Source organism: Phytomonospora endophytica (assembly GCF_014202425.1).
In the GTDB taxonomy this organism is placed as follows: Bacteria; Actinomycetota; Actinomycetes; order Mycobacteriales; family Micromonosporaceae; genus Phytomonospora; species Phytomonospora endophytica.
On the sequence record NZ_JACHGT010000007.1, the window covers coordinates 24,113 to 39,634 of the forward strand.

A 15,522-nucleotide genomic window follows, 5' to 3' on the forward strand; every position below is an offset into this window, starting at 1 on the left:
TGGAGTTGCGCGTGACGACCGATGAGTCGCCGGCCCCCGCGACCGAACCGGCCTCCTCCCCGGAGCCCGCCGGCGGCACTCCCGGCGACGTCCGCCGCAACCGCCTGATCGCCGGCGTCGCGGCGCTCCTCGTCGGCATCGCCGTCACCGCCTATGTCGTCGGCCGCGACGACGATCCCGTGTCCGTCGTCGAGAACTTCTTCGCCGCCATCGTGGACGGAGACGTCGACGAGGCTCTCACCTACGTCGGCCGCATCGGCTACGGCGTCCCCTACGGCGAGCGCGCGACCTTCCTCCACCCCGACGCGATCGCCGACGGCTGGCGTCTTCTCGACGCCGAGTACGGCGGCGGAGGCCCCGTCGCCGACTACGTCGAAGTCACCATCGGCGACGACGCGTCGAGCACCACCGGACGCCTGGAGGTGCTCGAATTCGGCGGCGAGTGGAACATCATCGACCCCTTCATCGAGGTCGAGGTGGCCGCGCCCGCGTTCACCTACATCGCCGTCAACGGCCGCGAGGTGCTCACCGCCGACCTCTACGGCGGCAACGTCCACGGCTACCAGGACCAGCGCATCGAGCTGCTCCCCGGCCGCTACACCTTCTGGGGTGGTGCACCGGCCGACCTCCTGCCGCCCGAGCAGTACCTCAACGACGTGCTCGAAGTGTCCCCGCCGCCGTTCGTGCCCTCTCCGGACACCTTCGCGGCCGTCCAGGCCCAGACCGACGCCATCATCGACGACTGCGTGACCTTCACCGTCGCGACTCCCGAAGGCTGCCCTTTCGGTGTCGGCGACGGCATCGAGGCCGGCGACGACATCGTGCGCGATGTCCACGACGTCACCTGGGAGATCGTCGAACGCCCGGTCGTCACCGTCGACGCCACGAACCCGGCCGTCGGCCTGGCGGTGACGGCGGCCGAGCCCGGCCTGATCCGCCTCACCGCCAGCGGAACCAAGGGCCTCAAGGACGTCCGCTTCCAGGCCGACTGCGGCGTCGACGGCGGCTTCCTGCGCGCGGCGCTGCGCCCCGACGGGACCCCCGAGGTCTACGCGATACCCGCCCTTGGCCGCTTCGGGCTCCCGGCCGGTCCGGCGGCGTCCACCTGCGAGTACAAGGGGAAAGCGTGAGCACCGAAGAGAACACCCCGTCTCACCGGAAGCGCCGGTGGGCCCTCGGAGCCGGGGCGCTCACCGTCGCGGTCGCCGCCACCGTCGTCGTCATCGCGGTGAACCGCACGACCCCCGAGGACGTCGTCGAAGACTACTTCGCGCACCTGCTCGCGCGCGACGCCGAGGGAGCGCTGGAGTACACCGACCAGCTCGCCTTCTTCGCCGACACCTCCGCCGACCTTCTCGTCCCCGCCGCGATGGCCGACGACTGGGAGGTCACCCGCCTCGTCCGCCGCCACAACGAGGACGAGGACCCCGCGGCGGTCGACGTGACCATCACCGCCGCCGACGGGACCTCCCGCGAAGGCCGTTTCGAGCTCGTCGAAGGCGACGACGGCTGGCGCATCCTCAACCCGTTGGTGAAGCTGCGCACCGGCGAGCTCCCCGCCGATTTCCTGGAGCTCAACGGGGTCGTGAGCACCGCTGAGAACCTCTGGCTCTTCCCCGGCGCCTACCGCCCCTATCCGAGTCTCGCCGAGGTTGTCACGGCACCGTCCTACGTCGCCGTGCCCAGGTCGGGAGACGGGCGCGATCAACCCGACGGCATCGTCGGCGAGAAGTACCTGCCGCTCTTCGCCGCCGGACCCGAGCTGGCCGACGCCCTTCAGCGCGGGCTCGCCGCCTGGCTGGACGCCTGCGCGGCGCAGGGACTGCCGAACCCCACAGGCTGCCCCTTTAAAGCCGGCTACGGCGGCGCGAACCGCGTGGCGCTGGAGGACGGATCCGAGTACAACACCCCGACGGTCGTCTGGGAGGTCGAAAAGTATCCGGTGGTGCGCCTGACACCCGGCCCGAGCGACTTCTCGCTGATCACCGTCGCACCCGGCGTGATCCGCGTCAGCGGCGAGGGCCGCCCCTACTACCACCCCGACAGGCCGGTGGAGAAGTTCTCCGGACGCTGCGGCTTTTCCCTGGGCGCCGTCACCGTCAGGATCGCGCCAGGCGGCTTCGCCTTCGGCGATCGGGACGTCTACTCCTCGACCTGCCTGTCCCCCTTCGGCTGATCAGGACCGCGCCGCCGCGAAACCCACGCCGCTCCAGAGGCGCCGGGTGGGCGCCGCCTCACCGAGGTCGGGCCCGGATCCGCTGTGCCACAGGCGGACCGGGCCGCCGTCGGCGCCGACCGGGTCCCAGCCCGGGTCACCGGTGGCGGCGAAGTCGGCCCAGGCACGGGTCATGCGCGCCGACAGGTCGCGGTCGGCGTCGTCGGGGGGACCGCCGATGAGGAAGTCCAGAGCCGGGTCGCCGATGGTGCCGAAGGCGAAGGGCACATCGGCGCAGTGCCACGGGCGCACGCCTTCCCGGCGGCGCTCGAAACGCGCCAGGTGGGCGCGTTTCGCGCCGGCGGCGAGCCGCGCGCCGTACTCGCCGAAGAGCTGGTCGCCGTAGATCGCCAGGTAGATGTCACGGACGTCGGCGCCGGGGAGGAAGGCGCGGTAGCCGTCGACGATGTCGCCGGGGAGGCCGTAGTCCTTGACGAAGGAGGCCAGGCCGTCGTCGGTGGTGACGTCCTTGGCGCTGCCCACCGCGTGCAGCAGCCAGTACTCGTCCGCGGTGGAGCACACCAGCAGGCCGACGTCGGCGTCGGCGATCCCCGACAGCGGATCGACGGGCATGGTCGCGTCGTCGACGATCGGCGCGTAGAGCACCGGATCGTAGTGGCGCCAGCCCGAACCGGGATCCTCGCGATAGGACGCCGCGACGCGGTCACCGGCCGCGACGAGTGTCTCCGGAGGTGCCGCGAGCAGCGACTTCGCCTCGGCGGTGACGCCCGCGGAGGCGGCGACCAGCCGCGCGGTCTCACGCGCGAGGACCGTCTCGTAGAAGGGACTGGCGACGCTGTGCAGGATCGCGCGACCGAACAGGCCGCGCGCGGCGGGCATCACGGCCAGCGCGGCGGCCGACGCGGCCCCCGAGGACTGGCCAGCGACGGTCACGTTGCCCGGGTCGCCGCCGAACGCGGCGATGTTGGCGTGTACCCACGTCAGGGCCGCCACCTGGTCGAGCAGGCCGCGGTTGTCGGGGTGCAGCCCTCCGGAGACGTGGCCGAAGCCCTCGAAGCCGAGCCGGTAGTTGAGGGTGACGACGACGATCCCGAGCCGGGCCAGTGCGGTCCCATCGAAGTCGGGCTGGGCGGAGGACCCGAAGGTGTAGGCGCCGCCGTGGATCCAGACCACGACGGGCATACCGTCGTTCGGCCCGCCGGGGGTCCAGACGTTGACGGTGAGGATGTCGACGTCACCGGGCGCCCATGCGGGGGCTCCGGGCAGCGCGGCCGACTGCGGGCTGATCGGCCCGAAGGCGTTGGCCTCGCGCACTCCGTCCCAGGAGCCGGGGCGCCGGGGCGCGAGGAAGCGGAAGGCACCGAAAGGCGCGGCGGCGTAGGGGATCCCGAGCGCGGCGGTGACGCCGGGCGCGGCCTCCCGCCCGCGGACGCGACCGGACGTGGTGGTGAAGTCGAGCATCCCGGCAGGGTATCCGGCCGACGGCCGCCGCGACGCGGACCCTCACCGCGTGTCCGGCGGGACCGTCGTGGGGAGACGGCCCCGCCGAAGCCGGCACACGACCGGGGCGCCGCGCAGCGAGCCGATCGCATTGCGGTGACGCTAGAACCGCCCGCCACGGCGGCCCCACATTTCCGCCACAGCCCGGCTAGACCCCGCCGAGCAGCACCGCCAGCGCCTCGGCCGACGCCGGGTGGGCGGTGAGCAGCCCGCCGACCTTCGGGTCGCCCGCCTGAGCGTCCCCGCCCTCGCCCACGTTCTTCCACTCGCCTCCGCAGCCGAGCAGGGCGGCCAGCGCGTCGGGCGTGTCGCGGTGCGCGAGCAGCAGCTCGGTCACCGGCCCGCTCTCCACCGCGGGCCCGCCCGCAGCCCGCGCGGGGGCGGGAGCCGCCACCCACGGCGGGATCCAGGCGTCAACCGCCGGGAGCGTGCCGGGGAACGTCCGGCCCGCTTCCTTGATCAGCACCGGAACCAACTCGCCGGCGTGCTCACGGAGAGTCGTGATGAGCGTCGGCAGCCACGGCAGCAGGACACCGTCGGGCAGCCGCCCGAAGGCGTTCGAGATCAGTTCGACCACGAAGGGCGTGAGCACCGGGACCGGATCGAGCGCCTGCACGAATCCGCTGAGGTACTGCGGGAACGACGGGATCACCAGCGGGTTGGCCAGCAGTCCGTCGCAGCGCTCCCGCAGCTCGGCGATCGGGAGCATGCCGAGCTGCGTGTGGGACGCCCACAGCAGCGCGATCTTGCCCGGCGTCTCCGGATGCGACTGCCGCACCGCCAGTTCGAGCTGCGCCCGGTCGCAGCCCAGCGCGAGCGCCAGGCTCTCCATGCTGAACAGGAAGCCCAGCATGGCCGCGACCTGCCGGATGCCGGTGTCGTCGTCGACGAAGGCGGTCGGCAGGAGCGTGCAGTAGTGCGCGTATCCGGCGGTGACGAAGTCCTGGCACCAGACCGGCAGGTCCGGGCGGGTGGCCCGGTAGTGCGCCTGCAGACGCCGGATGTGCCTGAGCACCTCCGGTGCCCCGTCGACGGTGCGTTCGGCCGACAGCAGGTCGACGGCACGGGCGCCGAGCTCGTCGGTGAACCGCGGGTTCGACAGGTAGAGGATCGAGTCCTCCACCGCCCGCAGCGCACCCGCCGCGGTCGCGTTGTCGGCCCAGACCTCCTTGCGCAACCGCTGTTCGAGGACCTGCTCGATCGTGACGCCCTCGTAGCCGAGCTCGATGAGCGCCCGCTGGTTGCGGCCCAGCGCGAGGTCCCAGCTCTCCTGGATGGACCGCTCCCCCAGCTTCCGCGCGCCCATGATCGGGCGGGCGGCGTCCTCGGGCATGAGCCTGCGCAGGATCCACAGCAGGTCCGAGCACGGCCGCAGGCTCTCGTCGGCGGCGAGGTCGAGCAGCACGCGCTGAACGTTGCGTTTGGTGAGATCGTGGCCGAGCGGCGCGAGCCGGTCGTAGACGTCGCGGGCCAGAGGCGGCAGGGAGTGGTAGCCGACCTGGCCGATCCGGTCGCCGCCGAGGAGGATCTCGCACAGGCGGCGCACGTCGCGCTTGCCGGGGACGGAGTCCTTCTCGATGCAGGTGACCGCCGCGTCCTGGAAGTCGTACGGCGTCGGCCGCGCCCGGTCACGGATCCCGGCCAGCAGGATCGACGTCTCGTACACCGCGATGGCGTCGGCGGTGCTGGCGAGATAGCCGTTCCGGCGGGCGAGGCGAACGATGTCGACGCACCAGCCGAGCAGCTCCGACTCGTCGAGGCCGCCCGGCCGCGGTGGTTGCGCGAGGAAGCCGGACAGGCGGTCGGTGACCGGGCCGGGTGCCGCCGGCACGACGGCCTTCGCCGCGCGCTTCGCGGGCTTCTTCTTCGCCGACTTCTGCCCTTCCAGCCGGAAGGGCTTGACGCCGTAGCTCGCGATCGCCTTCGTCCACGTCGCCGACGCGATCGACACCGAACCCGAAGCGAGACCGAACTGCGCCTCGATCGCCGAGTTGCTCGACGGGATCAGCCCGTAGAGCCACTTCGTCGCGCTCGGCTCGGTGATCTCGTAGGTGTCGGTCCCGCCGACACCGAACTCCGCGACCCGGCTGGCCGCGTGGAAGGACCCGCACACGTACATCGCGTCCTCGGGCCTGGTGCCCGTGGCCGCCATGTGCTGCCGCATCCGCGTCCACATGTAGCGCTCGCGGTCCTCGTCGCGGTCGTTCTTGGCGGAGCCGCTGGGACGCAGGTGCCGGAACAGGCTGCCGATGAGGACCAGAACCTGGCGGTAGGTGTGGTAGTCGGCGCCCGCGAGGGGCTGTTCGACGTACTGGTCCCACCACTCCGACCAGTGCCGCACCTTGCCGTGGTGGAGCAGGTGCTCCTCCAGCTCGGCGAAGCGCGGGCGGAGGTCGCCGATCTCCATGCCGACGGCGTCACCGTGCAGCGCCTGGCCCTCGGCGGCGTCCTCGCCGTCGGGGTCGGCGACCACGGCCGCCTGCTCCCCCGGTTCGGCCGTCGGATCGTCCTTCGGCGCCCACTGGAAGACGTGGTCGCTGGAACGGTCCACGGCCACCAGTTCGACGTCCGGGGTGGACAGCGCGTAGGCGATCGCCTGGTACTCCGCGGAGGACTCGGTGATCGGCGCGATGACGCTCAACGGCCCCCACCCGGGCGGGAAACCGTCGAGGTCGGTCGCGTAGGCCTGCAGGGCCACCGGCAGCCGGCAGTTGGCCAGCTCGCCGAGCAGCGGCCGCAGATCCTCGCACATCTCGATGTAGATGACCTTGGGCTGTTTCTCCCGCAGCCGCCGCGCCATCGCCAGCGCCGAGGCCGGCGAGTGGTGACAGACCGGGAAGATCTCCAGTTCCTCGCGCAGCGCCCGGTCGACGTCGTCGACCATGCCCGACAGGATGCCGGGCAGCGCTCCGGGCGTACCGGTGAAGGCGGCCGCCGCGTCGAGGAGCTGTTCGCGGAGCGCACCGAAAGGGCCCTCGGTCATGAGAGCGTCGCGATCGCCTCGCGGCCGCCCTCCAGGAAGCCGTTCCACTCGCCGCCGTCGGCCTTGCTGCGCGGCTCGATGACGCCGTGCCAGTACTTGTTGAGGATCGCCAGGTCCTCCGGCTGGCGGCGGGCCAGCGAGCCGACCAGCGACCCGGCGAGGGTCTCGGCGCGCAGGATCCGGTCGCCGAAGAAGTGGCTGTGCAGGATCGCGTCCTCCAGGACGCCGATCTGCTCGGCCGTCGACAGCGCCGACTCCAGTTTGTCGTCGTCGTTGGTCGCCGAGGCCGCCGCCGCGCGCAGGTCGGCGAAACTCTGCAGCAGGATGTCCAGCAGCGTCGGCGGGAGGTCCAGCTCGATGCGGTGGCGGTCGAGCAGCTCGGTGGTGCGGAAGCGCACGATCTCGGTCTCGCTCTTCTTGTTGCTCACCACCGGGATGCGCACGAAGTTGAACCGCCGCTTGAGGGCCGAGGACAGGTCGTTGACGCCCTTGTCGCGGCTGTTGGCGGTGGCGATGATGCTGAAGCCGGGCTGCGCGAAGACGATGTTGTCGTCCTCCAGCTCGGGAATCGAGACGTACTTCTCCGACAGGATCGAGATGAGCGCGTCCTGGACGTCGCTCGTGGAGCGGGTCAGCTCCTCGAAGCGGCCGATGACGCCCTGCTCCATCGCGTTCATGATCGGCGAGGGGATCATCGAGTCGCGCGACTGGCCCTTGGCGATCACCATCGAGACGTTCCACGAGTACTTGATGTGGTCCTCGGTGGTACCGGCCGTGCCCTGGACGACCAGGGTCGAGTTGCGGGAGATGGCCGCCGACAGCAACTCGGCCAGCCAGCTCTTGCCGGTGCCCGGGTCGCCGATGAGCAGCAGTCCCCGGTCGGAGGCCAGCGTGACGATGCTGCGTTCGACGAAGCTGCGGTCGCCGAACCACTTCTGGCCGATCTGGCGGTCAAGGCCGTCGGAGCGCTCCGAGCCGAGGATGAACAGCCGCACCATCTTCGGGCTCAGCCGCCACGAGAACGGCTTGGGGCCGTCGTCGACCGACTCCAGCCAGTCCAGCTCTTCGGCGTACTTGACCTCGGCGGGCGCGCGCAGGATCTCAGCAGACATGGTGGTGGATTCTCCTAGGTGAGGAAGTTCTTGAGCTCGAAGACGAGTTTCTTGATGTGACCGGAGAGCACGGGGGTGCCCATTTCCTTGAAGCGCTGGCGGAACCAGGGGTTGACGCTCTGCCCGCCGCGCCCGTTGACCGCGCCGACCGGGATGAACTTGACGCCCGAGCGGTGCAGGGCCTGCATGCTGTCGAACAGCTCGCGCTCGCGCCACTCGTAGAAGTCGGAGATCCAGACCACGACGGTGTTGCGCGGGTCGGCGACCTTCGGCTCGGTCAGGTCCATCGCGACCGTCCCGTCGGTGCCGCCGCCGAGTTTGGTGCGCAGCAGGACCTCGAAGGGGTCGGCGACCCACGGCGTCAGGTCGAGCGCGCGCGTGTCATAGGCGACCAGGTGAACGTCCACTTTGGGCAGTCCGGTGAAGATCGACGCCATGATGGTGCAGTTGACCATCGCGTCGACCATCGAACCGGACTGGTCGACGACCACGATCATCCGGGCGGGCGTGACCCGTTTGGCGGTCTGCTTGTAGAAGAGCTGGTCGACGTAGAGGCGCTGGTCCTCCGGGCTCCAGTTGGTGAGGTTCTTCCAGATCGTGCGCTGGAGGTCGAGGTTGCGGAACACGCGCTTGGGCGGGACGGAGCGGTCGATGGTGCCGACACTGGTCTGCGCCATCGTGGTCTTCAGGACCTCGGCGACCTCGTCCACGTAGCGGCGGATGAGCGCCTTGGCGTTGGCCAGCGCCACGCCGGAGAGGTTGTCCTTGTCGCGCAGGAGTTGCTCGATGAGGGACATGCTCGGCGTGAGCTTCTTGGCCAGTTGGGGGTCGGCGAGGACCTCTCGCAGGCGCATGCGCTTGACGAGGTCGCCTTCGATCCCGGCGAGGACGGCGGCGAGTTCACCGTTGCCGGGGCCGTTTCCGGCGCCGATGCCGGGCGCGTTGCCCGCGCCCCGGCCGCGGAGTTCGCCGGGGGCGCAGCCCATGGCCCGTTCGAGCCAGCCCGCGTCGGCCTGCCAGTCGGCGAGCTGTCCGGCGTTGACGTCGCCGGTGCCGGTGGCGAAGACGCTGAGGAGGATCTTGGATACCAGTGCCGCGCGGCGGACCTCGGCGGGTCCGGGGCGTGACGGGTCTGCGGAGTCCTCGGCGCCGTCCGTACCGGGTTGGGTCTGGCCGCTGATAAGCCCGTCGAACTCGTCGGCGAGCTCGGGGAAGCGCTGGACGACGTTGTCGACCGAGACGCCTGGGTCCATCAGGACCGGGGGCAGTCCGATGTCGTCGACGATGGCGACGCTCGCCGATTCCAGTGCGGCCTGTTCCTCGGCGCCGAAGACGCGGGCGAGCAGGCGCCAGTAGAGAACCTGGCGGCGGTTCTCGTCGGGGTTGATGTCGATGCTCATTTGCGCAGCAACCGTCCCGCCCGTTCGCGGAGAACCGCGACGGCGTCGCCGGCGCGGGCGGCGGCCTTGACGACCTTGGGGTCGGTGGGGCCCTGTGCCCAGTCGGCGGTGTGGGCCTCGGCGGGCTTCTTCTTCACGATCGCCTGGAGTGCGAGGGGTTGCAGGGTCCAGGTCCCGGCGTCCCAGCGGAGCAGGCCGATGCAGGCGGTCGAGGCCACGACCAGGTTCCAGGTGAGCGGTCCGGCCGCCGGGAGGCGGTCGGTGTCGACCACGATCGCGTCGTCGCCGATCGCGAAGGCGACGTAACCGTCGCCCTTGGTCAGCTGGTAGCCCTCCACGAGGACGAGTTCGCCGATGCGCGCCGGGTGGCGGTCGAGGGGCTGCGTGGCGGGCGCGGCGGCCTCGGCGAGCTGTACGCGGGCCGTGGCGAAGGGTTCCGCCGGGGCGCCGGCGACGGCCTGGCCGTCGATCCAGTAGAGGTCGCCGCCGTCGAGGAGCGGCATGTCGGTGATCTCGACGCTCCGGCGTTCGGCGAGGGCGGCGATCAGGACCGGGTAGGCGGTGAAGAGCTTCCAGACGGCCGGGCCGACGACGGTGTCGACCTTCGTGGCGGACACGGCCGTGCGGACGAGGCGGGTGGGGCCGCCGGGTGTTTCGAGGACCGCGTGCACCTCGGCCTGTACGGCGGTGGGGTGCTCGTGGAGGTCGACGCCGAGGATGAGGAGGCGGCCGGTGACCGTCTCCGCGGTGGCGGCCGGGGTCCAGGAGTCCTGGGCGAGCAGTACCGCGCGGGTCCACAGGTCGGCCCAGCGGCGGATCGGGACCAGTTCGGCGGTCGCCACCGGGCTCGACGCGCGCAGTTCGGCGGCGAGGCCGTCGAGGAGGACGGCCAGGCGGCGGGAGGCCGGGTCGGCCAGAAGGCCGTCGATGGCCTGGGCGGCTCCGGAGACCAGTTCGTGCTCGACGCCGCGCCAGCCCGTGATGGCGAGTTCGGCGAGCCAGGCGCGTGCGGCGCCGCGTGGGCTGCGGATCGCCTCGGCGGGCGTGGCGCCTTCCGTCCAGGCGGTGCGGGTACGGCCGAGGGCGGTGTCGAGTCCGGTGATCAGCTCGTCGTGGACGGCGCCGAGCAGGGCGGAGCGGGCGGCGGCGAGGGCGGCGAGGTGTTCGTCGCCGATGGAACCCGCGGAGATCTTCTCGACGGCCTCGTTCACGCGGTCGCCGAGGGGCGTGACCGCGACGGCGGAGGCGAGTGCGGCCAGCGCGGCCGACTGGGCCGCACCGAGTCGGCTGAGGCCGTGGACGAGGGCGTCGTCGAAGCCGTCGACCACGGCGAGCGTCTCGGTGAGGCCTTCGCGGGTTTCGGTGAGGGCGGCCAGTTGTGTCGCGAGCATCGTCACACCGCCCCGCCGGTGGCGGGGAACCAGTGGAGCTCGGGGATCGGGCCGCTGGTCGACGGGAGTTCCAGGTAGGTCAGGTGGCGCAGGAAACGCGCGAAGACCACGGCGGCCGGTGTCGAGGAGGCGGTGCCGTTGATGCGGTCGAGCAGGTCGCGGCCGGTGCTGACTTCATCGGCCTCGACGCCGAGGAAACGTCCGACGCGTTCGGGGCCGTACTGTTTGACGGCCTCGTCCACCATCGCCTTGATGTGGTTGCACGCCCATCTGCCGCCGAGGCCGCCGCAGGGCCTGTTGTTGTTGGTGCTGCAGCCGAGTCCGTGCTCGGCGGCGCCGATCGACGAGACGTAGACGCGGGCGGGGTCCGAGCCGCTGGAGACCACGCCCTGCAGCCGCCCGTCCGCCATTTCCACGAAGGGGACCTTCGTGAGCTTGCGGGCCTCGACGGGCGGTAGCACGCGTGTGGTGCTCCGCCTCTCGTCAGCGGGCCTGTCCGACACCAAGACCATCGACCTCCAACCGCTTTCGGGCAGCGTCGCTGGCCGGAAAGGCGGCGACGCCCCACCACGAACGGTCGTCCGTGGTGGGTTTTTTATACCCGGCGGGTGCGACAGTCCCGATGCTGCGTAAGGGAAGGGAGGCGGGGTCGCTGGTGGGAGGGCGATGGGGTGGAGGGAGTGCTCCGGAGTCCACGGTGAGCAGCCGGAAGTCGTCCGGCCGGACCCTTGGGTGAGGGCCCGGCGACTCGCAGCGAGGCGGGCAGGTGGCGGGGCGGGCGCCGGCCGGTGACCGGCGCCGCCCGCGACGTCACGCCTTGGGCGTGACGAACTCCGGCTGGTCGAGGACGCGCAGCCAGCTGCCGTCGGCCTGGCGCCGGGCGACCTGGGCGCGCGCGCCCGAGCCGTCCTTCGGCGGGGTCGAGGTCAGTGCGAGGTCGCCGCTGATGAGGGTCGGCAGCGGGGTCTCCGGCTCGAACTTCGGCGCGTTGGCCAGGACCGAGGCCCACAGTTCACGGATGGCGGTGCGGCCGACCGTCTGCTGCCCGGGAGGGAAGGCGATGACGGCGTCCTCCTCATAGAGCTCGGCGACGCCGGCGGCGTCCCCGGCGTTCGAGCGCTCCACGAACAGACGGGTGATGTCCTCGGGTCGCATGGCCTTCTCGTAGTCGCTCACGACTGTCTCCTTCTCAAGATCGCTGGTTCCCTACCAGTCTGCGACGATCGGCTCCGGAAGTCCAACAGATGGTTATCATGGCTACTAGAATCAGCGCTTATGGAACTGAGGCAGCTGGAGTACTTCGTCGCGGTCGCCGAGGAAGCCGGTTTCACGCGCGCGGCCGCTCGCGTCCACATCAGCCAGTCCGGGGTGAGCGCCCAGATCAGGCAGCTCGAACGGGAGCTCGGCGCCGAACTCATCGACCGCTCCGGGCGCACGGCCCGGCTCACCTCGGCGGGCGCGGCGGCACTCGAACACGCCCGCGCGGCCCTGTCGGCGGCCGAGTCGGTCCGGCAGGCCGTCGGCGAGGTGGCCGATCTGATCCGGGGCCGCCTGTCGATCGGGATGATCACCGCGTGCACGGTGACGCCGTTCTTCGACGGGCTGTCGGCCTTCCACGACGCCCACCCGGGTGTCGAGATCGTGCTCAGCGAGGACACCTCCGACCGTCTCGCCGAGCAGGTGCGCACCGGGCTGCTCGACCTGGCGCTCATCGGCGCCGCCGCCGCGCCGCCGGAGGACCTGTCGTCCTTCACCATCGTCAGCGAGCGCCTCGTCGCCGCCGTCCGGCCGGACCATCCCCTCGCCAAGTCGGAGCGGCCGAGCCTCGGCGAGGTCTGCACGAGCCCGATCGTGTCCCTGCCGGCGGGCACCGGGATCCGCACGGTCTTCGACCGCGCCTGCGCCGCACAGGGCCTGCGTCCCGACATCGCCCTCCAGGCCAGTGCCCCCGACACCGTCGCCGACCTGGCCGCGCGCGGCCTGGGCACGGCGATCCTGAGCGAGTCGAGTGTCCGCGCCGGCGACTCCCTCGCCGTGCGGATCATCGACGACGTCGACATCCCCGGCGTGCTGGCACTGGTGTGGCCGAAGGCGCCCGGCGGTCCCGCGCTGCGCACGCTCGTCGACCATGTGCGACGAGCCTTCGGAGGGTGACGGTCCGCGTGGAACCGAACCGCGAGATTCCCGAGACCTCGCCGAGACCATCGCGCACCCGTGAGCAGGGACGACGACCGCCGGGTTAGCCTCTCAGCGACCGTCAAGGGATCATCGTCGATCGCCCCCGCCCGCGGTAACTCCGGGAGAATCATGCCCTCGTCCCCGTCACCGACCACGAAGAACCCGCCACCGGCCCAGACCGGCGCCTTCGACCGTTATTTCGAGATCAGCGCGCGCGGCTCGAACATCGGCCGAGAGCTTCGCGGTGGACTGGCCACGTTCTTCACGATGGCCTACATCCTCGTCCTCAACCCGATCATCCTCGGCGGTGCGACCGACAAGTACGGCGCGCACCTGTCGACCGTCCAGCTGGTCACGTCGACGGCGCTCATCGCCGCGATCATGACCATCCTGATGGGCATCGTCGGCCGCCTGCCGGTCGCGCTGGCCGCGGGCTTGGGCATCAACGCCCTCGTCGCCTACCAGATCGCGCCCCGCATGGCCTGGGCCGACGCGATGGGCCTGGTCGTCATCACCGGCATCGTGCTGTGCGTGCTGGTCGCCGGCGGCGTCCGCAAGGCCGTCATGGACGCGATCCCCATGCAGCTCAAGCAGGCGATCGCGGTCGGCATCGGCCTGTTCCTCGCCTTCATCGGCTTCGTCGACGCGGGCTTCGTCACCCGCATCGGCGACGCCGCCAACACCACCGTCCCCGTGCAGCTCGGCGCCTCCGGCCAGCTGTCGGGCTGGCCGATCCTGGTGTTCTGCCTCGGCGTGCTGCTGACCTTCGCGCTGATGGTCCGCAAGGTCAAGGGCGCGATCCTGATCAGCATCATCGGCATGACCGCGGTCGCCATCGTCATCGAGGCGATCGCGCCCGGGCAGAAGTGGGGTCTGACGACCCCGGCCTTCCCCGACAGCGCCGTCGCCGCGCCCGACTTCGGGCTCCTCGGCGACTTCAGCGTCACCGGCGCCTTCGGCGAGGTCACCGCGCTGACCGTGGTCCTGCTGGTCTTCACACTCCTGCTGTCGGACTTCTTCGACACGATGGGCACCGTCGTCGCCGTCTCCGGCGAGGCCGGGCTGCTCGACGAGAAGGGCCAGGTCCCGCGGATCGGGCGCGTCCTGATGGTCGACGCGGTCGCCTCGGCGGCCGGTGGCGCGAGCTCGTCGTCCTCGGCGACGTCCTACATCGAGTCCGCCGCGGGCGTCGGTGAGGGCGCCCGCACCGGCCTGGCGAGCGTGGTGACCGGCGCGCTGTTCGCCGTGGCGCTGTTCTTCACGCCGGTGCTCACCATCGTCCCGATGCAGGCGGCCGCCCCGGCCCTCGTCGTCGTCGGTTTCCTGCTGCTGACGCAGGTCCGGCTCATCGACTGGTCCGACATCACGATCGCGATCCCGGCGTTCCTCACGATCGCCGTGATGCCCTTCACGTACTCGATCACCAACGGCATCGGCGCGGGCTTCGTCTCCTACGTCGTGCTGAGCCTGGTCGCGGGCAAGGCCAGGCGGGTCCACTGGCTGCTGTGGGTCGTCTCGGCCCTGTTCACGGTGTACTTCTTCGCCGAGCCCATCGAGCGGCTCGTCTTCTAGGACGCGGAAGGTCCGGCCGGCCCGTCGCGCACGCGGCGGGCCGGCCGTCTTCGCGCGAACTTGACCTAGAGTCCCCTCTAGCTCCTAGAGTCGGGTCCGATCCGGCCGGGCGAAACGCCCGCGACCGGCGCTGACCAGCACGAAGGAGCAAGCATGCGTTACCGCGTCCTCGGCGGAACCGGCATCGAAGTGAGCGTCCACTGCCTCGGCACGATGATGTTCGGCGCGGTCGGCAACCCCGACCACGACGACAGCGTGGGGATCATCCACTCGGCGCTCGACCGGGGCGTCAACTTCGTCGACACCGCCGACATGTACTCCTCGGGCGAGTCCGAGGAGATCGTCGGCAAGGCCCTCAAGGGCCGCCGCGACGACATCGTCCTCGCCACCAAGGTCCACTTCCCCGATCGGGAGGGACCCAACCGCGGCGGCAACTCGCGGCGGTGGATCGTCGCGCAGGTGGAGCGGAGCCTGCGGCGGCTGCAGACCGACTGGATCGACCTCTACCAGATCCACCGGCCCGACCACACCACCGACGTCGAGGAGACCCTCGCGGTCCTCACCGACCTCCAGCGGCAGGGCAAGATCCGCGCCTTCGGGTCCTCGACCTTCCCCGCCGAGGAGATCGCCGAGTCACACCACGTCGCCGAGAGGCGCGCGCTCGGGCGCTTCCGCAGCGAGCAGCCGCCGTACTCGATCCTCGCGCGCGGCATCGAGACCTCGGTCCTGCCGACCGCCCGCCGCTACGGCATGGGCGTGCTCGTGTGGAGCCCCCTGGCATCGGGTTTCCTGTCCGGGAAGATCCGCAAGGGACAAGACGTCGACCTGTCGAAAGGCCGGGCCGCGCTGACCCCGGGCCGCTTCGACCCGTCACTGCCGCAGAACGCCGCGAAGTTCGAGGCCGTCGAGCGCCTCGCCGCCCTCGCCGCGGATCTGGGCCGCAGCCTGCCCGAACTCGCGGTCGCCTTCACCGTCGCCCACCCCGCGGTGACCTCGGCGATCATCGGGCCGCGCACGATGGAGCAGCTCGACGGGCTCCTCGCCGGCGCCGACCTCGTACTCGACGACGAGGCCCTCGACCGGATCGACGCGATCGTCCCGCCCGGAACGAACGTCTACCACCCGGACGGGGCGTGGAAGCCGCCGTCCCTGACCGACGTCGCGCAGCGGCGTCGTCCGCTCGGCGAGCGGGCGGCCGCCTAGGTTTCCC

12 protein-coding genes are annotated in these 15,522 nt (G+C 71.2%); 5 read left to right on the forward strand and 7 right to left on the reverse strand.

Annotated elements, in window-relative coordinates; genetic code table 11:
* Positions 1–11 precede the first annotated feature (11 nt).
* The gene (locus HNR73_RS16755) at positions 12–1,130 is read left to right on the forward strand and encodes a hypothetical protein (protein WP_184788433.1); all 1,119 of its coding nucleotides are present in this window, start codon (positions 12–14) and stop codon (positions 1,128–1,130) included.
* Positions 1,127–2,176, forward strand: a complete 1,050-nt coding sequence (locus HNR73_RS16760) for a hypothetical protein (protein ID WP_184788434.1) — start codon at positions 1,127–1,129, stop codon at positions 2,174–2,176. Before HNR73_RS16755 ends, HNR73_RS16760 begins: the two co-directional genes overlap by 4 nt.
* Here the strand turns inward: HNR73_RS16760 and HNR73_RS16765 are convergent, their stop codons facing one another.
* The 7 genes from HNR73_RS16765 to HNR73_RS16795 all read right to left on the reverse strand — a co-directional run bounded on the left by HNR73_RS16765 (position 2,177) and on the right by HNR73_RS16795 (position 11,717).
* A complete protein-coding gene (locus HNR73_RS16765; protein WP_184788435.1) occupies positions 2,177–3,637 on the reverse strand; it encodes a carboxylesterase/lipase family protein in 1,461 nt (486 codons plus the stop codon).
* A gap of 187 nt (positions 3,638–3,824) precedes the next feature.
* Positions 3,825–6,659: a DUF5682 family protein gene (locus HNR73_RS16770; RefSeq protein ID WP_184788436.1), complete on the reverse strand. Its 2,835-nt coding sequence runs from the start codon at positions 6,657–6,659 to the stop codon at positions 3,825–3,827.
* Positions 6,656–7,771, reverse strand: a complete 1,116-nt coding sequence (locus tag HNR73_RS16775; RefSeq protein ID WP_184788437.1) for an ATP-binding protein — start codon at positions 7,769–7,771, stop codon at positions 6,656–6,658. The genes HNR73_RS16770 and HNR73_RS16775 overlap by 4 nt, the downstream gene beginning before the upstream one ends.
* Before the next feature lie 14 nt (positions 7,772–7,785).
* Positions 7,786–9,171, reverse strand: a complete 1,386-nt coding sequence (locus tag HNR73_RS16780; RefSeq protein WP_184788438.1) for a vWA domain-containing protein — start codon at positions 9,169–9,171, stop codon at positions 7,786–7,788.
* Positions 9,168–10,562: a hypothetical protein gene (locus HNR73_RS16785; protein ID WP_184788439.1), complete on the reverse strand. Its 1,395-nt coding sequence runs from the start codon at positions 10,560–10,562 to the stop codon at positions 9,168–9,170. Before HNR73_RS16785 ends, HNR73_RS16780 begins: the two co-directional genes overlap by 4 nt.
* A gap of 2 nt (positions 10,563–10,564) precedes the next feature.
* Complete coding sequence (locus tag HNR73_RS16790; protein WP_184788440.1) at positions 10,565–11,074, reverse strand: hypothetical protein; 510 nt, start codon at positions 11,072–11,074, stop codon at positions 10,565–10,567.
* 298 nt (positions 11,075–11,372) lie between these two features.
* The gene (locus HNR73_RS16795) at positions 11,373–11,717 is read right to left on the reverse strand and encodes a YybH family protein (RefSeq protein WP_203686822.1); all 345 of its coding nucleotides are present in this window, start codon (positions 11,715–11,717) and stop codon (positions 11,373–11,375) included.
* A 120-nt stretch (positions 11,718–11,837) separates the two neighbouring features.
* On the opposite strand from HNR73_RS16795, the gene HNR73_RS16800 reads away from it, so the two are divergent.
* The 3 genes from HNR73_RS16800 (at position 11,838) to HNR73_RS16810 (ending at position 15,515) form a co-directional block, all read left to right on the forward strand.
* Positions 11,838–12,716, forward strand: a complete 879-nt coding sequence (locus HNR73_RS16800) for a LysR family transcriptional regulator (RefSeq protein WP_184788442.1) — start codon at positions 11,838–11,840, stop codon at positions 12,714–12,716.
* 153 nt (positions 12,717–12,869) lie between these two features.
* A complete protein-coding gene (locus HNR73_RS16805) occupies positions 12,870–14,312 on the forward strand; it encodes an NCS2 family permease (protein ID WP_184788443.1) in 1,443 nt (480 codons plus the stop codon).
* A gap of 153 nt (positions 14,313–14,465) precedes the next feature.
* Positions 14,466–15,515: an aldo/keto reductase gene (locus HNR73_RS16810; RefSeq protein WP_184788444.1), complete on the forward strand. Its 1,050-nt coding sequence runs from the start codon at positions 14,466–14,468 to the stop codon at positions 15,513–15,515.
* The last annotated feature ends 7 nt before the right edge of the window (positions 15,516–15,522 follow it).